This window comes from Pseudomonas sp. DTU_2021_1001937_2_SI_NGA_ILE_001 (assembly GCF_032463525.1).
Classification (GTDB): Bacteria; Pseudomonadota; Gammaproteobacteria; order Pseudomonadales; family Pseudomonadaceae; genus Aquipseudomonas.
On record NZ_CP135971.1, the window covers coordinates 3,818,199 to 3,841,088 of the forward strand.

Consider the following 22,890-nt stretch of genomic DNA (forward strand, 5'->3'; position numbering starts at 1 on the left):
GTTATCATGTGGCGTTTATGCCTGAGAAGTAGGATGTCATGAAGCGGTTATTAGCAGTGCTGTCGTTAGCTACCCTGAGCGCCTGTTCCAGCGGCCCGCGCTTGGACACCAGCCACCCGTCGGTCAACTTCGACAATCGCATCCAGTATGTCGTCCTGCACTACACCTCCGCTTCCCAGGAGCGTTCGCTGCAACTGCTGACCCACGGCGAAGTGAGCAGCCACTACCTGGTCGGTGACGACGCCCGCGCCACGATCTTCAAGCTGGTGGACGAAAGCGCCCGTGCCTGGCATGCCGGTGAAAGCGAATGGGACGGCCGCACCTGGCTCAACTCCAGCTCGATTGGCATCGAGATCGTCAACCCTGGCTATACCGATGGCCCCAACGGTCGCCTGTGGTACCCCTACAGCGAGGCGCAGGTGCAGTCGCTGATCGTGTTGCTCAAGGACATCATCACGCGCAATGGCATCGAGCCGCGCCACATCATCGGCCACAGCGACATCGCCCCAATGCGCAAGCTCGATCCGGGGCCGCTGTTTCCCTGGAAGCGTCTGGCCCAGGAAGGCATCGGCATCTGGCCCGACGAGCGCCTGGTGGCGGCCCAGCAGGCGCTATACGCTGCGCGCCTGCCGGACATCCTGTGGTTCCAGCAGCAGCTTGCACGCCTGGGTTACCGCACGCCGCAGACCGGGGTTCTGGATGAAGAAACCCGCAACGTGATCGCCGCGTTCCAGATGCATTTCCGTCCGCAGCGCTTCGACGGCGAGCCGGATGCGCAGAGCGCAGCGATTCTGCAGGTGCTCAACAGCATGCGTTTTCGCACGCCGGCCACTCAGAACGGCAGCGCCATGTAGAACTGCGTGCCCTGCCCTGGCCGCGAATAGACACCCATGCGGCCGCCGTGCAGTTGCACGATCTCCTTGCACAGCGCCAGGCCCAGGCCGGCGCCGCCTTTCTTGCGACCCACCTGCACGAAGGGCTCGAAGATGCGCGCCTGATTGCCGTAGGCGATGCCCTCACCGTTGTCTTCCACGCTGATGATCGCGCGCTCGCCATGGCGCCGGGCTTGCAGGCGGATCAGGCCGTTTTCCGGGGTATGGCGCAGCGCGTTGTCCAGCAGATTGTCCAGCACCCGGTCCAGCTGCGACTGGTCGGCATGCAGGCGCGGCATGCTCTCTTGGATGTCGAGCTGCAGGATGATGTCCTGCTCCTGGGCGCGCTCGGCGAAGCGCTGGCGGGCCTGCTGGAGCATGTCTTCGATGTCGCAGGGCGCCAGGGTGAGCTTCTGCAGGCCACTCTGGTAGCGCGAAAAATTCAGCAGATCGTTGATCAGCTGCATCAGCCGCTGCATCTCTTCCCTGACCGTGTTGAAGAGGTCGGCCTCGCGGCTTTCCTCGGCGAAGCGCACGCGCTCCTGCAGCAGGCCGAAAGCCATGTGCATGCCGGTGACCGGGGTGCGCAGCTCGTGCGAGGCGCGCAGCACGAACTCGCTGCGTACCCGTTCGAAGGCCCGTTGCTCGGTGACGTCGTGCATGACCATCACCGCGCCGAGGATCTCGCCGGTGGAATGGCTCACCGGGGTGAGGCTGTAGGTCAGCAGGCGTGATTCGCCATCGATCTCGATGCACAGGTCTTCGGGCGCACGCTCCAGACTGCCGCCACGCAGGTTGAGAAGGATCTCTTCGTCCAGTTCCGGGCGCGCCAGGGCTTCGCCGGGGCGCTGGCCGAGGCGGCTCTCGTCCCAGCCAAGCTGACGCTGGGCGACCGGGTTCATGTGCTCCAGGTGACCCTGCTGGTCGATCATCAGCAGTCCGTCGTCGATGCTGTCGAGCACGGCCTGCAGGCGCTGCTGGCCGGCCACCAGCTCGTCGATATTGGTCGCCTGGTGCTTGCGCAGCGCTTCGGCCATCAGCCCGAAGCGGCGTGTCAGCTGGTTCATTTCGGCAGCCGGGGAAATCGGCAAGGTGACGTCGAAGTCGCCCTGGCCGATCTTGTCGGCGGCCTTGGCCAGCGCCTCGATGGGGGTGCCGAAGCGCCGGGCGATGCCATGGGCGGTGACGAAGCCGATGCACAGCACGGCCAGCCCGACCAGGCTCAGCAGGCCGGCGATCCAGTTCGCCCGAGCGCGTGAGGCGCGCTCGTTGGCGGTGATGTTGTCCAGTGCCGAGCGGTAGGCGCTCAATAGCCCGTTGCGCAGGTGATTGAAGCTGGCGCTCAGTTCGGGATTGGTGCGGATGCTCTGGCCGCCGACGCTGTCGCGCCGGTAGCTCTGGATGAAGGTCTGGTAATTGCGCTGGGCTTCCTGGAAGCCGCTTTGGGTGTCGGCCTTCTGGTCATGCGCAATACCGTCAGCCAGCAGGGCTTCGAATTGCTTCTGCAGCTTATCCAGACTCTGCGGGTCCGGATTGGCGTCGAGCATCAGCACCAGTTGATCGCCCAGGTTCTGCCGCAGCTTGAGTCCCAGGTCCAGCGTCTTGAAGTTGCGCTGGATCATCGATTCTTGGGTGTGCGCGGTCTGCATCACGCCCACCAGGCCCAGTATCAGTCCGAGCAGGGCCACTGTGATCAGGGCCGATATGCTCAGAAACAGGCGGGTGCGCAACTTCATTGCCAATTTCATGGAACACCGAGGGGCAGAATTACAGGTTGTACTGCTTGCGTTTGCGATACAGCGTCGAGGCGTCGATGCCCAGGGTCTTGGCCGCCTGGTCCAGTGTGTCGCTGGTCGCCAGTACTGCGCCGATGTGGGCTTTTTCCAATTCGTCCAGGCTCATCGCGGCCCCCACCCGCGGGGCGTTGCTGACCGGCTGGTCACCCATGCCCAGGTGTGCGACTTCCACCCGCTCCTGCGGGCAGATGATGCTGGCGCGTTCGATGACGTTGCGCAGCTCACGAATGTTGCCCGGCCAGTGGTAGTTGAGCAGCGCGGTGCGGGCGTCTTCGCTGAAGCCGCGGGCCGGTCGCGCGTATTCCTTGACGAAGCGCGCCAGGAAGCGATCGGCCAGGGTCAGGATGTCTTCGCCGCGCTCGCGCAGGGCCGGCAGGGTCAGGGTGATGACGTTCAGGCGATACAGCAGGTCTTCACGGAATTTGCCGCTGCGCACCATGTCTTCGAGGTTCAGGTTGGTGGCGGCGAGGATGCGCACGTCGGCGCGACGGGTCACTGGGTCGCCGACGCGTTCGTATTCCTTGTCCTGGATGAAACGCAGCAGCTTGGGCTGCAGGGTCAGCGGGAAGTCGCCGATTTCGTCGAGGAACAAAGTGCCGCCGTCGGCCTGGTTGACCCGCCCCAGCGTGCTCTCGCTGGCCCCGGTGAAGGCGCCGCGGCTGTGGCCGAACAGTTCGCTTTCCATCAGTTCAGCGGTCAGCGAAGGGCAGTTGATGGTCACGCAGGACTTCTTGGCGCGTTTGCTCCAGCCGTGGATGGCCCGGGCCAGCTCACCCTTGCCCGTGCCCGACTCGCCGAGAATCAGGATATTGGCATCGGTGACCGCGACCTGCCGGGCGGTTTCCAGGATGCTCATCATCACCGGGCTGTGCGAATCCAGGCCGTCCTTGGGTTTGCGGATCTCGCCTTCGAGGGCCTCCAGGCGCGCCGAGAGCTGGCGCACTTCAAGCTGCTTGGCGGTGGCCAGGCGCAGTTGGTCGGGGCTGCAGGGCTTGACCAGGTAATCGGCGGCGCCAGCGCGGATGGCGTCCACGGCGGTATCCACCGCCGAATGCGCGGTGACGATCACCACGCGCATCCACGGGGCCTGGGTGCGCATCTGCGCCAGCACGTCCAGGCCATTGTCTTCGCCCAACCGTAAATCCAGGAAACACAAATCGAACACCTGGCGCTGCATCAGGGCATCGGCCTGCGCGGCGCTGTTGGCCGTGGCCACGCTGTAGCCCTCGTCTTCCAGGCAATACCGGAAGGTGCGAAGGATGGCGGACTCGTCGTCCACTAGCAGAATACGGCCCTGGTTCTCAGTGGCTGCTTCCATTTTTCCTACGCTCCTCAATGAATAGTCTTGGTTAGTCTCGGAATCATCGGGCAAGTTGCATGGTCAATTCTGATTGATTATGCGGCATGCATGGTAGCGATCTGCTTGTGCCTTGGCTAACTGGCGGATTTGCCTGCCCGGCTGTCGTCAAAACCGCCTGGCCCGGCCTTGCGAGGCCTCCGGTGGACTGACCGCCCTGCAAAGGAGAACGTCATGCACCCCTTGAAGAATATCGCCCTGGCAACCGCCACCGCTGCGCTGTTGGTCGCCCATCCACTGCTGGCCCACGCCGCGCAGGGGGATGCCGCGCCGCTGGTAGAAGCCCGCCAGGAGGGTTCGATCTGGACCGCCATTGCCTTGAATCGGCACTTGAGTGCGTTCGATATCAAGGTCGCCGTGGATAACGGCACTGCCAAGCTGTCCGGCAAGGTCGAAAACCAGGTCGAGCGCGAGCTGGCCGAACGCATCGCGCTGGACGTGGACGGCATCGACAAGGTCGACAACCAGCTGCAGATCGATCCTTCGGTGGCCACCGAAGCCGATGCCCGCAACGGCCTGGCCCAGCGCTTCGAAGACGCCACCCTGGTGGCGACCATCAAGTCCAAGCTGCTGTGGAGCAACGTGACCCAGGGCATGGAAATCGAAGTGAGCAGCGACCAGGGCGTGGTCACCCTCAAGGGCCGCGCACAGAGCCCGGAAGCCAAGGAACTGGCCGGCACTCTGGCGACCAATACCGACGGCGTGGTCAGCGTCAACAACCTGATCAGCCTCAGCGCTGCCGATTCCATTGCCGCCAAGACCCAGCCCCAGGCCCTGAGCACCACCGAACAGATGAGCGACGCCTGGGTGACCAGCAAGGTCAAGGCCAGCCTTATTTATAGCCGCAACCTCGACGGCTTGAATATCAAGGTCGATACCCGCGAAGGCGTAGTGACTCTCAACGGCATGGTCGCCAACTATGCCGACAAGGAACTGGCCGTGGACATCGCACGTAACATCCGCGGTGTGAAGGGCGTGAACGCCGACGCACTCAAGGTGATGACCCGCACCACCGGATGACCCTCAGGCGCCCCGCGCATTCGTGCAGAACGCACGATGCCAAGGGGGTGATCGTGCAGCTTGCTGGCCAGGATGAATTTCAAGTCTTTATAAGTTATTGATTTATATAGATTAATTTTCATCTTAAAACTGGCATGCGGCGTGCAAAACCTCTATCGACAAACCGGAACGGCCGGTTGACAGGATCGGTAGAGGGAGAGAGCCAATGAACAGTCTGCGTATTGCCCAGCTGCGTATCTCGCCCCGGCGTGTACAGCAAGGCCTTATTGCCAGCCTCGTACTGCTGCTCACTCTGCTCTCCGTCCAGCAGGTGCAATTCCGGGAACAGGTGCGTGAAGCAGCGGCGCTGCAGCAGGCACTGATTTCCCGGACCCTCCCCACCGCGGCTGCTGCCACACTCGCCACCCCGGCGAAAGGCGAAGCCAAGGCCCGCAACCTGACCCCTGTCGACGAGCTTGTTTCCCAGGACAGCCCGGTGCCTGTGCTGCCTGCACAGCAGCGCTGGATTTTCTGACCTGATCGGACCCCCTAGCAGTCAAGGAGTATCACTATGTTGAGTTGGGCTATTACCTTCCTGATCATCGCTATCGTCGCTGCTGTCCTGGGCTTCGGTGGTATCGCGGGTACGGCGACCGGTATCGCGAAGATTCTGTTCATCGTGTTCCTGGTCATGTTCGTCGTGTCGTTCTTCTTCGGTCGTCGCGGTCGAGGCTGAGATGCGCGCCCTTAGCACCCTACTGGCCGCCGCCCTGTTGATGGGCGGCAGTGCCGCCAGCCTGGCCGCGAATGACGGCCAGATGCGGGCCAACGAATTACTCCACAACCCCGATTATCGGGAAGCGTGGTCCAAGGTGGTGAAAAAGCAGGAGCGTCTGCCCGAGTGGGTGATGAACCTGTCTGGCACCGCCGAGCAACAGATGACCGCCGTCACCGAAGACGGCGATCCGTACCTCACCGGTACCTTGTGCGAGACCGCCGACAGCTGTCGCAGCGAGCGCCTGATCCTTGCCGCCAGCCTGGACAGGAAGCACATGTACGGGCTGTTGGTCGAGGTGCCTGCCGGGCTGCCTGCAGACAAGTCGCCCAAGAGCCATGCGACGTCCCGTTACCTGGGTGAGCCTGACGACGGCATGCAACAACTCCTGCAGGAGGAACTGCGCAAGGATCCGAACTGGTACTGACCGGCTGACTTGAGGCTTTCCACGAAATACGGCGGTATGGCCGGCTTTCATGGAGCGCCTGAAGAACCGGGGCACTGGACCGTTTCTTTATTCGACGTTGCACGACCCGAGGAGGGTGCGTGCATGACCAGGGGGCCGGGATGCACTGACCGATCGGGGTCGGTGCGACCTAGGGGCACAGGGAGTGCCTCCGATGAGGGCCGGGTCAGGTGAAGCCGCCATGCCAGTCTCGACGCCAGCCAGACGCCCGGACCCGCATGGCGCTTTTTATTGCGTTGCATCCCGCCTCTGGCAGCCCTGACCAGCCGCTCTGCAGCGACCGTATGTCTGGCAACGGCGGAAATGATCGGTGTGCGACCATTACAAGACGTGTCAGAACTCAACCCCTCTATTGCCCTGCCAATACGACGTAGTAGCCACCTTTCGGCCATATCAGCCATCTCTTGCAGACTTTTCTCACTCCCTTTCGTCGGTTTTCCTATGCTGATTCGGCATGACTTAGGCCGATATGGCATTAGACGCATTTGGCCGTCGCCTGAATAGTTGCGCCTTTTTTTCGCCTGCTACTGAGCCGGGATGCTCATTTGCGGTGACTTTCCGTAGGCCGTCCGGGACTGCTGACCACACGTTCGACCCTGCTGCGGAGCCAGCCAGGGCGTGCCGGGTCCCCGAACGACCCAAGGCAGTTCGCACAGGGGTAATGACAATGAAAAAGGCAAAACTGAGTCTGGCCTGGCAGATTCTGATCGGTCTGGTCCTGGGCATCGCCCTGGGGGCGCTGCTCAACCACTTCGATACCGAGAAGGCCTGGTGGATCAGCAACGTGCTGCAACCGGCGGGCGATATCTTCATTCGCCTGATCAAGATGATCGTCGTGCCGATCGTGGTCGCCTCGCTGATCGTCGGTATCGCCGGTGTGGGCGACGCCAAGAAGCTCGGGCGCATCGGCCTGAAGACCATCCTCTACTTCGAGATCGTCACCACCGTGGCCATCGTCGTGGGCCTGCTGCTGGCCAACCTGTTCCAGCCTGGCCATGGCATCGACATGAGCACCCTGGGCACCGTGGACATCTCCAAGTACAAGGCCACCACCGCCGAAGTGCAGCATGACCATGCCTTCATCGCCACCCTGTTGAACCTGATTCCATCGAACATCTTCGCCGCCGTGGCCCGGGGCGACATGCTGCCGATCATCTTCTTCTCGGTGCTGTTCGGCATGGGCCTGGCGACCTTGCAGGATGAGGTCCGCGAGCCGGTGGTCAAGGTGTTCCAGGGCATCTCGGAAACCATGTTCAAGGTCACCCACATGATCATGAACTACGCACCGATCGGCGTGTTCGCGCTGATCGCGGTGACCGTCGCCAACTTCGGCTTCGCCTCGCTGCTGCCGCTGGCCAAGCTGGTGCTGCTGGTGTACTTCGCCATCGCCTTCTTCGCCTTCATGGTGCTGGGCCTGATCGCCCGCCTGTTCGGCTTCTCGATCCTGAAGATCATGCGCATCTTCAAGGACGAACTGATCCTCGCCTACTCCACCGCCAGCTCCGAGACCGCCTTGCCGCGCGTCATCAGCAAGATGGAAGCCTATGGCGCGCCGAAGGCGATCTGCAGCTTCGTGGTGCCGACCGGCTACTCGTTCAACCTCGACGGTTCGACCCTGTACCAGAGCATCGCGGCGATCTTCATCGCCCAGCTGTACGGTATCGACCTGTCGCTGGGCCAGCAGCTGATGCTGGTGCTGACCCTGATGGTCACCTCCAAAGGCATCGCCGGCGTACCGGGGGTGTCCTTCGTCGTGCTGCTGGCCACCCTGGGCAGCGTGGGCATTCCGCTGGAGGGCCTGGCCTTCATCGCCGGCGTGGATCGCATCATGGACATGGCGCGTACCGCCCTGAACGTCATCGGCAATGCCCTGGCCGTGCTGGTCATCGCGCGTTGGGAAGGCATGTACGACGATGCCAAGGGCAAGGCCTACTGGGAATCGCTGCCGCACTGGCGCAGCCAGGACCCGGTACCGGAAGACCTGGTGCAGACCTCGCACGAGACCGGCAAGCTGCGCGGCTGACGGCCCCTGGCGTCACTCGCAATACGGGGTCAGTCAGCCCGGGTAGGAGCGGCTTCAGCCGCGAAAGTGACTGCATTTTCACAGCAGATGCAGTGAATTATCTGGCGCTTTCGCGGTTAAAGCCGCTCCTGCCGGGCATCATCGCGAATGCCGTGTTCGCGATGCCTACCGCCCCTGCCGGTCGCTCCCGCTCCTGGCCTCCGTTAGAATCCCCCCGGTCTGAAGGGGGGATGTATCCGATGCTCAATGGCCTTTGGCTTGGTTTTTTCGTCGTGGCGATGGTCGCCGCGCTGGTGCAGTGGCTGGTCGGCGGCAACGCCGGGATCTTCGCCAGCATGGTCGAGAGCATCTTTGCCATGGCCAAGCTGTCGGTGGAGGTCATGGTCCTGCTGTTCGGCACCCTGACCCTGTGGCTGGGGTTCCTGCGCATTGCCGAGCAGGCCGGGATCGTCGACTGGCTGGGGCGTGTGCTCAGCCCGCTGTTTGCCCGCCTGATGCCCGAGGTGCCGCGTGGTCACCCGGCGCTGGGCCTGATTACCCTGAACTTCGCCGCCAACGGCCTGGGCCTGGATAACGCCGCCACGCCCATCGGCCTCAAGGCCATGAAGGCGCTGCAGGAACTCAACCCCAGCCAGACCACCGCCAGCAACGCGCAGATCCTGTTCCTGGTGCTCAACGCCTCGTCCCTCACCCTGCTGCCGGTAACCATCTTCATGTACCGCGCCCAGCAAGGCGCGCCCGACCCCACCCTGGTGTTCCTGCCAATTCTGCTGGCCACCAGCGCCTCGACCCTCGTCGGCCTGCTCTCGGTGGCAGTCATGCAGCGCCTGCGCCTGTGGGACCCGGTGGTGCTCGCCTACCTGATTCCCGGTGCGCTGCTGCTGGGCGCCTTCATGGCGTTCCTCGGCACCCTGTCGGCGGCAGCGCTGGCCAGCCTGTCGTCGATCCTCGGCAACCTCACGCTGTTCGGCCTGATCATGCTGTTTCTGGTGATTGGTGCGTTGCGCAAGGTCAAGGTCTACGAGACCTTCGTGGAGGGCGCCAAGGAAGGCTTCGACGTGGCCAGGAACCTGCTGCCCTATCTGGTGGCGATGCTCTGCGCGGTGGGTGTGCTGCGCGCCTCCGGCGCCCTGGACTTCGGCCTGGAAGGCATTCGCCACCTGGTCGAGTGGCTGGGCTGGGACACCCGTTTCGTCGATGCGCTACCCACCGCGCTGGTCAAGCCGTTCTCTGGCAGTGCGGCCCGTGCGTTGCTGATCGAGACCATGCAGAACCAGGGCGTCGACAGCTTCGCCGCGCTGGCCGCCGCGACCATCCAGGGCAGCACCGAAACCACCTTCTACGTGCTGGCGGTGTACTTCGGCGCCGTGGGCATCCAGCGTGCCCGCCATGCCGTGGGCTGCGCCTTGCTCGCCGAGTTCAGCGGCGTGGTGGCGGCGATTCTGGTCTGCTACTGGTTCTTCGGCGCCACCGCCAGCTGAGGTTCAGGGCGTGGCGCTGGGCGACGCCTGATCCGCAGCAGGCTTTTCACGGGGCGCCGGCGCCTGTTCATCGCTGGCTGCCGGCGGCTCTTGTGCAGCCGGTTTTTCGCTCTCCGATTCCTGGTCGCCCGCTGAAGGCTCTTCAGCGGACGACCCGGGGGCTTCCTTCGACGGTTGCTCAGGCCGGCTTTGCTCCTGCTGGGCCGGTGCGTCGTCGCCGCCGGGCTTGAGGCGGATGATCCGCCCTTGCGGCTGGGTCACCAGTGGCTGGTCGGTATCGGAGACCTCGAAGCGCAACACACCAATCAATTGCCCGTCTTCGGTCAGCACCTGCACCTGCCAGCGCCCGGCGACGTCCTGCGGGAAGTTGCGCTTGTGGGTCCAGGCCCGGTAGCCCTGTTCGCGACCGCCGCTGATGTCCAGGGCGATGCGGTCGACCTCTTCGCCGTTGCGCCGCCATACGTGATAGATGCGCTCTTGCAGGCCGCGCGGCGCGTTGATTGCGGTGTAGGCATACAGGCCGTCGCGACGCAGCTGGCTGGCGCTGATCTGGCGGATGCTGTCACCGGGGGTGCGGGTCTTGTTGTCGAACTCGGTGCTGACCGCCACTTCGGTCAGCCACAGCGTGGCCGGCGGCACCCAGGAGCGCAGCAGCCAGCCGGCACTGCCGATCACGGCGATTACCGCGACCAGCATCACCCCGCCGCGCCAGTTTCGCACCGGAAAGCTTGAGGCCAGGCTGGGGATCGACAGCAGGACGGCGATACCCAAGGCCAGTTTGTAGCTCTCGGTGGTGGTCAGGTGCAGGATGATCGGCAGTGCGGTGAGCAGCGCGGCGAACAGGGTCAGGGTGTGCAGGGCCAGGAACAGCCAGCGCCGCGGCGCCAGCCAGCGGTAGTACAGCGGGTCGGTGATCGAGATCAGGCCCGCCGCACCGAGCAGCGCGGTGAACACCGCCTGGCCGCTGTTCCAGGTGGTGGTAATGAAGAAGAACGGCAGGACGAAGAACAGGCTTTCCTGGTGAATCAACTGCGTGCCATAGCGCAGCAGACCCTGAGGGATCTCCTTGCCGAAGCGACGGTTGAACAGCGCGACCACGCTGTTCTCGACCATCAGCCACAGCCAGCCGAGCAGTAGCACCACGGCGATCCAGCTGGCCAGCCCGGCCTGGCGGTCGACCAGGATGAAACTGCCGATGCCGGAGACGAAACCGCCCGCCGCGATCACGCCAGGGTAGCGGCGGATCAGATTGAGTACACGGCTGAGGTAGGCGTTCCAGTCTGGCATGAGGCTTCGGGGTCCTGGGTAAAGAGTCAGGGGTGAAAAAATCCGCGCAGCATACCAACCTGCCGCACCTTGCTACAGCGCTCGATCGCGCCGGTAACGCCACCAGCCGACCAGCAGCAGGATCACTGCGCCCGCGCCGGCCAGGGCCAGCCAGTAGAGGTCGTCATAGCTGAACAGCGGCTGCTGGATGCGCACATAACCCGGTTGCGCCAGCAACTGGCGCAGGGCGTGGTTGGCATCCTCCAGGCTCACCGCCTGGATACGTTTGGCGGGGTCGGCGAAGCGGCCATCTTCATAGTCGTTCAGCGCGCCCCAGTAGTAGTCGGCCAATGCACTGTTGCCCTGCACCGCCCAGGCCTGGCGTGCCACGGCCGCCTGGCGCAGGCGCTCGAAGGTGGCCTTGTCCAGGCCATCGCGCTTGAGGCGGTCGAGCATCGAGTAGAGGGCCTGCTCGGCCTGCGGCAGGTCGCTGCGGTCCACATCGGCGTCCAGGCTCAGCAGGCTGGTGTCGCCGAACACCTCGCGGTTCGCCGCCGGGCCATACGACAGGCCCAGTTTCAGGCGCAGTTCGCTGTACAGCGCCCAGTCCAGGTAGGCGCGCAACAGTTCCCAGGTGTCGTCGGAGGGCTCGTCCAGCGAGGGCTCGGGGTAGATCATGTGCAGCCGTGAAGCCTCGCCCAGGAAGCCGTGCGTCAGCACTCGACGGGGCTCGGCGCTGCCTTGGGCGGTGGGCAGCGGTGGGTGCTCGATCGGTTCGGTGGCGGTCAGGCGGCCGAAGGTGCGTTCGATATAGGCCGGCAGCAGTTTGTCCAGGTCGCCGACCACGATGAGGGTCATGTTGTTGGGCGCGTACCAGGCGGCCAGGGCGTCTTCGAGATGCTCCAGGCTCACGTCATCGACGTCGGGGCGTTGTGCGCACTTGAGGCCCAGTTCTGCCGCCAGTTGGCTGCGCGCGCCATTGCCGGCCTCGTGGCGGTCGAGCAGACGTTGCAGGCGCGAGGCATGGCCGCCGTCTTCATGGGCGACGATGCGTTTGACCGCATCGAAGGCCTGTGGCGTGGCCTCGGTGTGGGCGATGATCTGCGCCAGCAGTTCCAGGACCTGGCGCTGGTTGCGCGCCGGGGCCTCGATGACGAAGGTGGTGTCGGCGTTGCTGGTGAAGGCATTCCATTCGCCGCCCAGGGCCTGCATGCGGGCTTCCAGGCCGCCCTCGCCGCTTTCGTCGAGGCCGGTGAACATCAGGTGTTCGAGCAGGTGCGGGACTTCTTTCTGGTCGCAGGGAAAGTCGTCGAAGCCGACGCCGACCACCAGGCGGATCGACACGTGGCCTTTGTCGTAACCCGGTTTGAGCAGCAGTTGCAGGCCGTTGGGCAGCAGGTAGCCCTGCGCTTGCAAACGGTCGAGGGCCAGGGTGGCGGTGGAGCAGAGCAGCAGCCAGATCAGCAGCAGGCAACGCATGAGACAGCTTTTCCTTGCGGGCCGGTTGAATTAAACAGACTTCGCGGCTGCCGCCAGGTTCACATGGATTGTTCGCCCAGCTCCGCGCCCGGCCGCTCGGATGCCTCACTGGACAGCGCACCGGTGTCAGTCGTCTCCAGTACCGCATAGGCGCTGCTGCAGAACAGCGAGTTGAGGCGCTTCATGTCGGCCATCAGCTCCAGGTGCATCGAACTGGTCTCGATACTCTGCACCACCTTGCGTTGCAACCGGTTGACATGCGCGTGGGCCAGGCGCCGTTCCAGCGCACGGAAGCGACGTTTCTCGCGCAGCAGCTGGCGGGCGCTTTCCGGGTCGCCGCTGAGAAACACCGACAGGCCCAGGCGCAGGTTGGCCTGCAACTGGGTGTGCAGGTCGGTCAGCTCCTCCAGCCCGACATCGGAAAACAGCCGGCGCTGGGCGGTCTTCTGCTGCTGGATCTTGCGCAGCATGCGTTCGATCACCCCGCTGGCCAGCTCCAGGTTGACGGTCAGCTCGATGATCTCGGCCCAGCGGCGGTTGTCCTGTTCGCCCAGATCTTCACGCGGCATCTGCGCCAGGTACAGCTTGATGCCGCTGTACAGCGCCTCGACATCTTCGTGGAGGCGGCGCATTTCCTGGGTCACGGCGGTCTGGGTACCGCGCAGTACACCCTGCATGGAGGCCAGCATGCTTTCCAGCAGGTCGCCCATGCGCAAGGTCTCGCGTACCGCGTTGGCCAAGGCCAGGCTGGGTGTTTCCAGCGCCGCCAGGTCCAGGTGCCGGGGACGTGCCGGGCCGCCGCTCTCGGCGCTGGGTTGCAGCAGGCTGGCGCACAGCTTGGCCATGGGCGTGACGAAGGCCAGCATCAGCAGGCAGCGCACGCTGTTGTAGATCAGGTGGAAGCCGATCACCAGTTCCTGGTTGCGGTAGCCCAGGCTGTCGAGCCAGTTCACCAACGGGTCGAGCAGCGGCATCACCAGCACCAGCCCGAGCAGCTTGAACAACAGGCTGCCCAGCGCCACCTGGCGCCCCGGTACGTTCTGCATGCTGGTACTGAGAAACGCCAGCAGGCCGCTGCCGATGTTGGCGCCGACCACCAGGCCGATGGCTACGTGCAGGCTGATGATGTCCGAGCCGGCCAGGGTGGCGGTCAGCAGCACCGCCGCCAGGCTGGAGTAGGAAATCAGCGCGAACAGCGCCCCGACCAGGGCGTCGAGCAGGAAGTCGCCGGTCAGCGAGGCGAACAGCACCTTCACGCCGTTGGCCTGGGTGATCGGCGCGGCGGCAGCGACGATCAGCTGCAGGGCCAGGATGATCAGCCCCAGACCGATGGCCACGCGGCCCAGTTGGCCGGCGCGGGTCTGTTTGCGCGACAGGAAGAAGATCACCCCGAGCAGGATCAGCAGCGGCGACAGCCAGGACAGGTCGAAGGTCAGCACCCGCGACATCAGCGCCGTGCCCACGTCGGCGCCGAGCATGATCGCCAGGGCCGGTGCCAGGGTCATCAGCCCCTGGCCGACGAAAGAGGTGACCAGCATGGCCGTGGCGTTGCTGCTCTGCACCAGCGCGGTGACCAGGATGCCGGCGATGAACGCCAGCGGCCGACGCGACATGTTCTGCCCGAGCACGCGGCGCAGGTGCGCGCCATACACACGCAGGATGCCGGTACGGACGATGTGGGTGCCCCAGATGAGCAGTGCCACGGCGGAAAGAAGATCGAGCAGGGTCAGCATGAGATGCGAAGCCCCCTGAAATCAGTGCCCGGTGGGCGGGTTCGACGATGTAGCGAGCGATGTGAGGGGAAGGACGCTCAACTAAAGCTTTAGGTCTTGTACGAAAAGTGTCTGCGCACGGCCATGCTGCGTTAAAAACCAGCTGGATCGCCAGCCCGGTGGATCGCCAGCCCGGTGGATCGCCACCCGGTCGGAATGCTCATTTACTCCAGTAAAGTCGCCCGCGACTCCGACCCTTCCGCGCCTGTTTTGACTCGTTGGCGCTCGACCTTCGGGTCAGCCTACGGCTGTTACTCGCTTCGCTCGTTGCGCCTCGCCTGACCGTCGCTCGCCGACTTTTCTTACAAAAACCTAGTTGGCTTTGAGCCAGGAGGCCAGCATCGCACAGGCGCCGCAGCATTGAAACAAATCTGTAACAAAACAAAAGGCAGGCCACTTGGGCCTGCCTTTTGATTACCTCGGTGCGCCTCAGGCGCGTTCCAGACCGGCTTTCTCGGCTTCGGCCTTCTTGCGCGCGTGGCTGGTGCGCATCTTGATGTTGATGGCTTCCACCGCCAGCGAGAACGCCATGGCGAAGTACACATAGCCTTTAGGTACGTGCACGTCGAAGGCTTCGGCGATCAGTACGGTGCCCACTACGATCAGGAACGACAGAGCGAGCATCTTCAGCGATGGGTGCTTGTCGATGAAGTCGCTGATGGCACCGGAGCAGAGCATCATCACCAGCACGGCGACGATGATCGCAGCGACCATGACCGGCACGTTGGAGACCATGCCCACGGCGGTGATGACCGAGTCCAGCGAGAACACGATGTCGATGATCGCGATCTGCACGATGGTGGCCAGGAACATGCCGCCCGCGCCCTTGGGTTCTTCGCTGGCTTCTTCCTCGCCTTCCAGGCCCTGGAAGATTTCCTGGGAGCTTTTCCACAGCAGGAACAGGCCGCCGAAGAACAGGATCAGGTCACGGCCGGAAATGCCCTGGCCCATGATGGTGAACAGGTCGGTGGTCAGACGCATGATCCAGGTGATCGACAGCAGCAGCATGATGCGCGTGACCATCGCCAGGCCCAGGCCGAACAGGCGGGTGCGCTGCTGCATGGACTTGGGCATACGGCTCACCAGGATCGAGATCATGATGATGTTGTCGATGCCCAGAACGATTTCCAGGGCGGTCAGGGTCAAGAAAGCAACCCAGATTTCCGGGTTGAGCAGCCATTCCATCAGTTGTTTCCTCGGGCATGAAAAAGTCGCCGCTCTGTCAGGGAGCGGCGACTGGGGGGCGGCAGTTTACAGGGAGTTGTGCAATGGGAAGAGTCCCAGCAGCACGGCGGCGATCAGGATGCACACGCAGACCAGCACCGCCCACTTGAGGGTGAAGCGCTGGTGGTCACCGAAGTCGATACCGGCCAGGGCCACCAGCAGGTAGGTGGACGGCACCAGCGGGCTGAGCAGGTGCACCGGCTGGCCGACGATGGAGGCGCGGGCCATTTCCACCGGCGAAATGCCGTAGTGCGAGGCGGCTTCGGAGAGCACCGGCAGCACGCCGTAGTAGAAGGCATCGTTGGACATGAAGAAGGTGAACGGCATGCTCACGATGGCGGTGATCACTGCCAGGTACGGGCCCATTGAGGTCGGGATCACGGTCAGCAGGCTCTTGGACATGGCATCGACCATGCCGGTGCCGGTCAGGATCCCGGTGAAGATGCCGGCGGCGAAAATCAGGCCGACCACCGACAGCACACTCCCGGCGTGGGCCGCGACGCGGTCCTTCTGGTCCTGCAGGTTCGGGTAGTTGATGATCATCGCGATACTGAAGGCCACCATGAACAGCACCGGCAGCGGCAGCAGGCCCATGATCAGCGAGACCATCAGGGCGAAGGTCAGCGCGCCGTTGAACCAGATCATCTTCGGGCGGCGGGCATCGGGGAACTGCGAGACGCTGATCTCGCTGTGGTCGATGTCGTCGCCCTGCAGCTGCAGCACGCCCAGGCGCGCCCGCTCACGCTTGCCGTAGAAATAGGCGATGGCCAGGATGCAGATCACGCCGGCGGCCATGGCCGGGATCATCGGTACGAAAATGTCCGAAGCGTCCACGTGCAGGGCGCTGGCGGCGCGGGCGGTCGGGCCGCCCCATGGGGTCATGTTCATCACGCCGCCGGCGAGGATGATCAGGCCGGCCATGATCCGCGGGCTCATGCCGATACGGCTGTACAGCGGCAGCATGGCGGCCACGCAGATCATGTAGGTGGTCGCGCCGTCACCGTCCAGCGATACCACCAGGGCCAGCACCGCAGTACCGACGGAGATGCGCATCGGGTCGCCCTTGACCATCGCCAGGATCTTGCGCACGGCCGGGTCGAACAGGCCGGAGTCGATCATCAGGGCAAAGTACAGGATAGCGAACATCAGCATGACGCCGGTGGGCGCCAGCTTGGTGATACCGGCCAGCATCATCGGGCCGATCTGCGGACCGAAGCCACCGAACAGGGCAAAGATGATCGGCACGATGATCAGGGCGATCAGCGCGGTCATGCGCTTGCTCATGATCAGGTACATGAAGGCAATGACCATGGCGAAGCCAAGGAAAGTCAGCATGGCGAAACTCCAGACGAAATAGGGCCAGGGAAACCGGAAACGAGGTAGGGGTCAGCCGGGTTCAGCGCTGAACGGTCTGGATTCGGGACGCAGGGAGGTTACGCAGGGAGAGGGAATCACGCATTTCAATCACCATTATTCTTGTTGAGTCTCGGGCGTAGGGACGCGCCCTGGCTTGCCGGTCTTTGCCGGTGCTGGTGACGATGCTAATCGGTCAAGCTTTCAGCCACCTTTCATCCTCCTTGCGCGTGCTTCATCGCTCGCTGGCAAGCACATGACTTTTCGTTGTTTTTTGATACAGTGGATCCATTGATAATTATTATGGGCGATTATCGGCTGTTTAGCCTTGCGTGATGCCTGGTTTTGACTGTTCAATGGATCCACTAACAAAAACAAATCAACCGGAGAGCCTGACCATGTATCCCAAGAACACGTGGTACGTTGCCTGCACCCCCGATGAAATCGCCAGCAAGCCCCTCGGGCGGCAAATCTGCGGCGAGAAGATGGTGTTCTATCGCGGCCTGGACGATCAGGTCGTGGCCGTCGAGGACTTCTGCCCGCACCGTGGCGCGCCGTTGTCGCTGGGCTATGTCGAGAACGGCCAGCTGGTGTGTGGTTATCACGGCCTGACCATGGGCGCCGATGGCAAGACCGTGTCGATGCCCGGCCAGCGGGTCCGTGGCTTTCCGTGCAACAAGACCTTCGCCGCCGTGGAGCGCTACGGCTTCATCTGGGTGTGGCCGGGTGACCAGGCCAAGGCCGATGCCGAGCTGATTCCGCACCTGGAATGGGCAGTCAGTGACCAGTGGGCCTACGGGGGTGGGCTGTTTCACATCGGCTGCGACTACCGGCTGATGATCGACAACCTTATGGACCTGACCCACGAGACCTACGTGCATGCTTCCAGCATCGGCCAGAAGGAAATCGACGAGACGGCGCCTGCCACACATGTCGAAGGGGACGAAGTGATCACCGCCCGGCATATGCAAAACATCATGGCCCCGCCCTTCTGGCGCATGGCCTTGCGCGGCAACAACCTCGCCGATGACGTGCCGGTGGACCGCTGGCAGATCTGCCGTTTCACCCCGCCCAGCCATGTATTGATCGAAGTCGGTGTGGCACACGCCGGGCACGGCGGCTATCACGCCGACCCCCGCTACAAGGCGTCGAGCATCGTGGTGGACTTCATTACCCCGGAAAGCGACACCTCGATCTGGTACTTCTGGGGCATGGCGCGCAACTTCAACCCCCACGACCAGGCGCTGACCGACAGCATCCGCGAAGGCCAGGGCAAGATCTTCAGCGAAGACCTGGAAATGCTCGAACGCCAGCAGCAGAACCTGCTCAAGTACCCTGAGCGCAACCTGCTCAAGCTCAACATCGATGCCGGTGGCGTGCAGTCGCGCAAGATCATCGAGCGCCTCATCGCCCAGGAACAGGCCAGCGCCCCTGCGCTGATCGCCACGGCCCAATGACCCAGTCCGAGGACGCGCAATGATCGACGTCGTGGTGATTTCCCGCAAAGACGAGGCCCAGGGCATTTGCAGTTTCGAGCTGGCCCTGCCCGACCGTGGCCCACTGCCGGCCTTCACGGCCGGTGCGCACATCGATGTGCAGGTGCCTGGCGACGATGGCTTGGTGCGCCAGTATTCGCTGTGCAACCACCCTGGCGAACGGCATCGCTACCTGATCAGCGTGCTCGACGACCCCGCATCGCGCGGTGGTTCGGCGCAGATGCACCGCCTGCTGCGCGCCGGCATGCCATTGCGCATCAGCGAGCCGCGCAACCACTTTCCACTGGCGGCCGAGGCGCGACGCAGCCTGCTGTTCGCCGGAGGCATCGGCATCACGCCGATCCTGTGCATGGCCGAGGCGCTGGCTGAGCAGGGGGCGGATTTCGAGCTGCATTACTGCGTGCGCGCCCGTGACCGGGCGGCCTTCCTTGAACGCTTGCAGGCGTCGGCCTTTGCCGAGCGGGTGCACCTGCATCTGGATGACGAACCCGCCACGGCCCTGCAGGCTGCCCAGCTCCTGGCGGGGCCACAGGCGGATGTCCACCTCTACGTATGCGGCCCGAACGGTTTCATGCAGCACGTGCTGGACAGCGCCCGTGCGCAGGGCTGGCAGGAGGCCAACCTGCACCGCGAATACTTCGCCGCCGCCCCGCTGGACACCAGCGCCGATGGCCGTTTCTCGGTGAAAGTAGCGAGCAGCGGTGAGGTGTTCGAAGTCCCTGCTGACCAGAGCGTGGTCCAGGTGCTGGAGCGCCATGGCATCGAGGTGCCGGTGTCCTGCGAACAGGGCGTATGCGGCACCTGCCTGACCCGCGTACTGGAGGGCATCCCGGAACACCGCGACCTGTACCTCACCGAAGACGAACAGGCCCTCAACGACCAGTTCACGCCCTGCTGTTCGAGGGCGAAAACGCCGATGCTGGTGTTGGATCTTTAGTCGAGCGTGACCCCGCTGCCACAGCTGGCAGGATCAGTAAATGCTGGGTGGCGGTCGCACACACCTCGGTAGCCGGCCTGTGGTGGGACCGGCTTTAGCCGCAATACAGGTCAGTTAAGAGCTCTTCGGCTTTTTGTTGGAGCTTGCTCGCGAACAGGTCAGCAAACCCCATGCATCTGCTGTGAACGTGACGCAGCTATCGCGAGCAAGCTCGCTCCCACGGTCTGATCAGTATTGGGTTTACATGCGCAATTGGATTACCCAGCAGGCACAGCTGGGGCTTGCAGAAGAAAAGAGCAATGCATGAGCGTCTGGCAAGCTATTTGACGGGTGCCTGTGCAGTTGCTTTCCTCGAACCCCGCTGCCAAAGCCGGCAGCGGGGTCATCCGAAACACACAAGCGGCCTGTAGGGATCAGGCCGTCACTTCTTCCTCGGGCTCGACAGCCCGCGTGGGCCACTGGTCCAGAGTCTGGTTCAGCGCCAGTTGCGCTTGGGTGATCAAGTGCATGCTGGCCATGGCCAGGTGACGCGCCTGGCCATGCAGGCTTTCAGCGCTTTCATAGGCTGTAGCAGTGGCGCAGTTGAGCAACTCCACGGCATGGGCCACACGACATTCGAGCAGGACAAGGGACGATTCGAGGTTGGGTGGATCGGGGACGATCTTTTTCATGGCTACAGCTCCAGTGAGAGGACAGGAGCCGACACCCATTGCTACCAAACGCCGGGTGGCGGCCGCACGCAAGTTGGTAGAACCGGTCACTGGCGCCCGGTGCGTCCGAAGACGCCATGCGCACGGCCACCATAAACGCAGGCCGTAAAAAAGCGCCTCGCAACAGACGGCGCCTTGCGACAGTGAGGATCGGGTCTACCAAACCCGGTCGCTGAATGGGCAGCGACGGGGGCAGGTTAGAAGCCTGAATTCACGGGCACAAGCGGCCGGGATTCTCTCGGAAATGTCCTTCAAGAGAAAGAGAGGCGTCTTGCAATCACGGGCCGAACCCGCCGCGATGACACTGTGTTGAGCGGGCTAGCTTGCGAAAAGGTCGGTCAGCCCCCCCCCCCCGGCCCACTCAGGAAATGACTTTCATCCGTTCCGCCGACGAGGCGCTGAAGATCTCGGCGTAGCGCAGGGTGGCGTTGGCGTGTTCGCGCATCAGGGCTTCGGCGCGGGCGCCCTGGCGGCAGACCAGGGCGTCGACGATGGCGTGGTGCTGCATGTGCGCGTAGTTGAAGCGCCGGTATTCGCGGGCCATGTCGTTGCGGTCCACGGCCAGGGCGCTGACCGAGGCGAACGGCAGGTGGTCGTTGCGCGCCAGGGCGTCGGCGATGGCCGGGTTGCCGCTGCCGGCGACGATGATCTGGTGAAAACGCATGTTCAGGTCGTGGTACACCTCAAGGTCCTGCTCGGTGACGTAGCCCTTGTCGAACAGCGCGTCACCTTCGGCCAGGCAAGCTTGCAGGGCATCGCAGTCCTGGGGGCTGAGGCCACGTTCGGCGGTCTGTCGCGCCGCCAGGCCTTCGAGCACGCCGCGCACCTCCACCGCCCCGGCGATGTCCTGGCCGCTCACCGAACGCACCTGAAAGCCGCGCCCGCCGGCCTTTACCAACAGGCCTTCCTGCTCCAGGGTACGGAATGCCATGCGCACCGGCATGCGCGACACGCCGAACAGTTCGGCGGTGGGCACTTCCATCAGCCGTTCGCCGGCCGCCAGCTCGCCCGAGGCGATCATCTTGCGCAGGGCCACCAGTACGGTTTGGCCGGGCTTGCTCATCCAGGCAGCTTCCATCAGTCGAGAGGCGGCTATGGTAGCCCAGCCTGCTCAGCTCAGGAACGCCAGTGGCTGGCGGGCGCTGTGCAGTCCGGCCAGGTGCCGGTCGGCTTGGGGCAGCAGCCAGGCGAAGAAGAACCCGGCGGTTTCCAGCTTGGCGGCACGGCGCTCGTCATGCTCGGGCAGCGCCTGGGCCACGCGTGCCGCCCGACACCAGGCAAAGGCCAGCAGGACCAGCGCGCACAGCGGCAGGAAGTCGCCCGCCGCGCGATACGGGTATTCGGCATCAAGGGTGGCCTGCTCGGCGATCTGCTGCCAGGCGCTTTCCAGGTCCTGGCAGCGCTGCTGCAGCGCCTGGCCCAGCGCCGTGCACACGGCTACCGCGCTGGCCGCCGTGGCTTCTTCGCGCAGCAGTGCGAGCAGTTGCTGAAGGGCGGCGCCCCGGTCGCCCAGCACCTTGCGCAACAGCAGGTCGTTGGCCTGAATCTCGTTGGTGCCTTCGTAGATCATCGCGATGCGGCTGTCGCGCAGGGTCTGTTCGATGGCGAATTCGCTCACATAGCCGTAGCCGCCGAAGACCTGCAAGGCGCGGCTGGCCTGCTGGAAGCCCTGCTCGGTGAAGTACGCCTTGATGATCGGCGTCAGCAGCCCGGTCAACTGATGGGCGATGGCCCGTTCTGCCGGTTCGCTGGCGTGCTCGGCCTGATCCAGCAGGTGCGCGGCCCAGTAGCCGAGGGCCCGCAGGCCCTCGCTGGTGGCGCGCAGTTCCAGCAACGTGCGGCGCATCGCCGGGTGGTAATGCAGCGGGTCGGCGGCGCTGGCCGGTTCCCCGACGGGACGCTGCACAGCGCGCATCTGCCGGCGTTCGCGGGCGTACTGCGCGGCGTTCTGCCAGGCCGCCTCGACATGCCCCAGGCCTTGCAGACCGACATGCAGGCGCGCCGAGTTCATCATCACGAACATCGCGGCCAGCCCCTGGTTCGGTGCACCGATCAGCCAGCCGCTGGCGCCTTCGAACAGCATTGAACAGGTGGCGCTGCCCTTGATGCCCATCTTGTGTTCGATACCGTCGCAGCGCACGCCATTGTGCGCCCCGTCGTCCAGGCGCCGGGGCACCAGGAACAGCGAGATGCCCCGGCTGCCGGGCGGGGCGTCGGGCAGGCGCGCCAGCACCAGGTGCAGGATGTCTTCGCACAGGTCGTGTTCGCCGCCGGAGATGAACAGCTTGCTGCCGCTGATCCGGTAGCGGCCCTCGGCGGTCGGTTCGGCCCGGCAGCGCAGCAGGCCGACGTCGCTGCCGGCCTGCGGCTCGGTGAGGCACATGGTCGGCAGGCATTGCCCGCTGACGATGCCGGGCAGGTAGCGCTGCTGGATCCATTGCGGCGCATGGGCTTTCAGGCACAGGTAGGCGCCGTGGGCGATGCCGCTGTACATGGCCCAGGCATGGTTGCTGGCGTAGAGCATTTCCTGCACGGCGGCTTCGAGCAGTTGCGGCAGGCCCTGGCCGCCCAGTTGCGGATCACAGGCCAGTGCCGGCCAGCCACCCTCCACGTAGGCTTGCCAGGCGGCGGCAAAGCCGTCAGGGGTCTGCACGCAGCCGGCTTCGAAGCGACAGCCTTGGCGGTCGCCACGGGCATTCAACGGCGCCAGGACTTCATGGCTGAACTGCCCGGCCTGTTCCACGACCTGCATGGCCAGCGCAGCATCGAGAAACTCGAAGGCTGCGTTGCCGCTCCAGGCCTGTGGGGCCTGCAGCCAGTGTTCGATGACGAACTGCATGTCGCGCAGCGGGGCCTGGTAGTGCCACATGGCAATCTCCTTTGC

At 64.1% G+C, this 22,890-nt stretch carries 19 protein-coding genes; 9 read left to right on the plus strand and 10 right to left on the minus strand.

Annotation, left to right across the window (positions count from 1 at the left end):
- The first annotated feature begins 38 nt into the window (after positions 1–38).
- Complete coding sequence (locus RRX38_RS16490) at positions 39–854, plus strand: N-acetylmuramoyl-L-alanine amidase (protein ID WP_315959946.1); 816 nt, start codon at positions 39–41, stop codon at positions 852–854.
- Here the strand turns inward: RRX38_RS16490 and RRX38_RS16495 are convergent.
- Both RRX38_RS16495 and algB read right to left on the minus strand, forming a co-directional pair.
- Positions 833–2,620: a KinB sensor domain-containing domain gene (locus RRX38_RS16495; RefSeq protein WP_295472380.1), complete on the minus strand. Its 1,788-nt coding sequence runs from the start codon at positions 2,618–2,620 to the stop codon at positions 833–835. The genes RRX38_RS16490 and RRX38_RS16495 overlap by 22 nt on opposite strands.
- Positions 2,621–2,639: 19 nt before the next feature.
- The gene (gene algB, locus RRX38_RS16500; RefSeq protein WP_295472382.1) at positions 2,640–3,986 is read right to left on the minus strand and encodes a sigma-54-dependent response regulator transcription factor AlgB; all 1,347 of its coding nucleotides are present in this window, start codon (positions 3,984–3,986) and stop codon (positions 2,640–2,642) included.
- 213 nt (positions 3,987–4,199) lie between these two features.
- Here algB and RRX38_RS16505 point away from each other — a divergent pair, with 213 nt between their 5' ends.
- The 6 genes from RRX38_RS16505 to RRX38_RS16530 all read left to right on the plus strand — a co-directional run bounded on the left by RRX38_RS16505 (position 4,200) and on the right by RRX38_RS16530 (position 9,769).
- Complete coding sequence (locus tag RRX38_RS16505; RefSeq protein WP_295472383.1) at positions 4,200–5,045, plus strand: BON domain-containing protein; 846 nt, start codon at positions 4,200–4,202, stop codon at positions 5,043–5,045.
- 205 nt (positions 5,046–5,250) lie between these two features.
- Positions 5,251–5,559 carry a hypothetical protein gene (locus tag RRX38_RS16510; RefSeq protein ID WP_315959947.1) on the plus strand — a complete coding sequence of 103 codons (309 nt, stop codon included), beginning with the start codon at positions 5,251–5,253 and terminating at the stop codon, positions 5,557–5,559.
- 36 nt (positions 5,560–5,595) lie between these two features.
- Complete coding sequence (locus RRX38_RS16515; RefSeq protein ID WP_025257796.1) at positions 5,596–5,760, plus strand: DUF1328 domain-containing protein; 165 nt, start codon at positions 5,596–5,598, stop codon at positions 5,758–5,760.
- A gap of 1 nt (position 5,761) precedes the next feature.
- Complete coding sequence (locus RRX38_RS16520) at positions 5,762–6,226, plus strand: inhibitor of vertebrate lysozyme family protein (protein WP_315959948.1); 465 nt, start codon at positions 5,762–5,764, stop codon at positions 6,224–6,226.
- Between the two features lie 706 nt (positions 6,227–6,932).
- Positions 6,933–8,288, plus strand: a complete 1,356-nt coding sequence (gltP, locus tag RRX38_RS16525) for a glutamate/aspartate:proton symporter GltP (RefSeq protein ID WP_295472391.1) — start codon at positions 6,933–6,935, stop codon at positions 8,286–8,288.
- Between the two features lie 239 nt (positions 8,289–8,527).
- The gene (locus RRX38_RS16530) at positions 8,528–9,769 is read left to right on the plus strand and encodes a nucleoside recognition domain-containing protein (protein ID WP_295472393.1); all 1,242 of its coding nucleotides are present in this window, start codon (positions 8,528–8,530) and stop codon (positions 9,767–9,769) included.
- 3 nt (positions 9,770–9,772) lie between these two features.
- Here the strand turns inward: RRX38_RS16530 and RRX38_RS16535 are convergent, their stop codons facing one another.
- The 5 genes from RRX38_RS16535 to RRX38_RS16555 form a co-directional block, all read right to left on the minus strand.
- Entirely contained in the window at positions 9,773–11,056 is a 1,284-nt protein-coding gene (locus RRX38_RS16535; protein WP_315959949.1) for a DUF5924 family protein, read from the minus strand.
- 72 nt (positions 11,057–11,128) lie between these two features.
- Positions 11,129–12,514, minus strand: a complete 1,386-nt coding sequence (locus RRX38_RS16540) for a pitrilysin family protein (RefSeq protein WP_315959950.1) — start codon at positions 12,512–12,514, stop codon at positions 11,129–11,131.
- A 59-nt stretch (positions 12,515–12,573) separates the two neighbouring features.
- Positions 12,574–14,247, minus strand: a complete 1,674-nt coding sequence (locus RRX38_RS16545) for a Na/Pi cotransporter family protein (protein ID WP_315959951.1) — start codon at positions 14,245–14,247, stop codon at positions 12,574–12,576.
- A 468-nt stretch (positions 14,248–14,715) separates the two neighbouring features.
- Positions 14,716–15,471 (minus strand): TerC family protein, encoded by a 756-nt coding sequence (locus RRX38_RS16550; protein WP_315959952.1) that lies wholly within the window; start codon positions 15,469–15,471, stop codon positions 14,716–14,718.
- A 66-nt stretch (positions 15,472–15,537) separates the two neighbouring features.
- Positions 15,538–16,845: a CitMHS family transporter gene (locus tag RRX38_RS16555; protein WP_295472403.1), complete on the minus strand. Its 1,308-nt coding sequence runs from the start codon at positions 16,843–16,845 to the stop codon at positions 15,538–15,540.
- A 416-nt stretch (positions 16,846–17,261) separates the two neighbouring features.
- Between RRX38_RS16555 and RRX38_RS16560 the strand changes: the two genes are divergently transcribed.
- Together RRX38_RS16560 and RRX38_RS16565 are read left to right on the plus strand one after the other, a co-directional pair.
- Entirely contained in the window at positions 17,262–18,320 is a 1,059-nt protein-coding gene (locus RRX38_RS16560) for an aromatic ring-hydroxylating dioxygenase subunit alpha (RefSeq protein ID WP_315959953.1), read from the plus strand.
- Between the two features lie 19 nt (positions 18,321–18,339).
- The gene (locus tag RRX38_RS16565) at positions 18,340–19,296 is read left to right on the plus strand and encodes a PDR/VanB family oxidoreductase (protein ID WP_315959954.1); all 957 of its coding nucleotides are present in this window, start codon (positions 18,340–18,342) and stop codon (positions 19,294–19,296) included.
- Positions 19,297–19,709: 413 nt separating this feature from the next.
- Here RRX38_RS16565 and RRX38_RS16570 read toward each other — a convergent pair whose 3' ends face one another.
- The 3 genes from RRX38_RS16570 to RRX38_RS16580 all read right to left on the minus strand — a co-directional run bounded on the left by RRX38_RS16570 (position 19,710) and on the right by RRX38_RS16580 (position 22,875).
- Positions 19,710–19,967 carry a DUF6124 family protein gene (locus RRX38_RS16570; RefSeq protein ID WP_315959955.1) on the minus strand — a complete coding sequence of 86 codons (258 nt, stop codon included), beginning with the start codon at positions 19,965–19,967 and terminating at the stop codon, positions 19,710–19,712.
- Between the two features lie 400 nt (positions 19,968–20,367).
- Positions 20,368–21,069: a GntR family transcriptional regulator gene (locus RRX38_RS16575; RefSeq protein ID WP_295472411.1), complete on the minus strand. Its 702-nt coding sequence runs from the start codon at positions 21,067–21,069 to the stop codon at positions 20,368–20,370.
- Between the two features lie 48 nt (positions 21,070–21,117).
- Positions 21,118–22,875 (minus strand): acyl-CoA dehydrogenase family protein, encoded by a 1,758-nt coding sequence (locus RRX38_RS16580; protein ID WP_315959956.1) that lies wholly within the window; start codon positions 22,873–22,875, stop codon positions 21,118–21,120.
- Between the last annotated feature and the right edge of the window lie 15 nt (positions 22,876–22,890).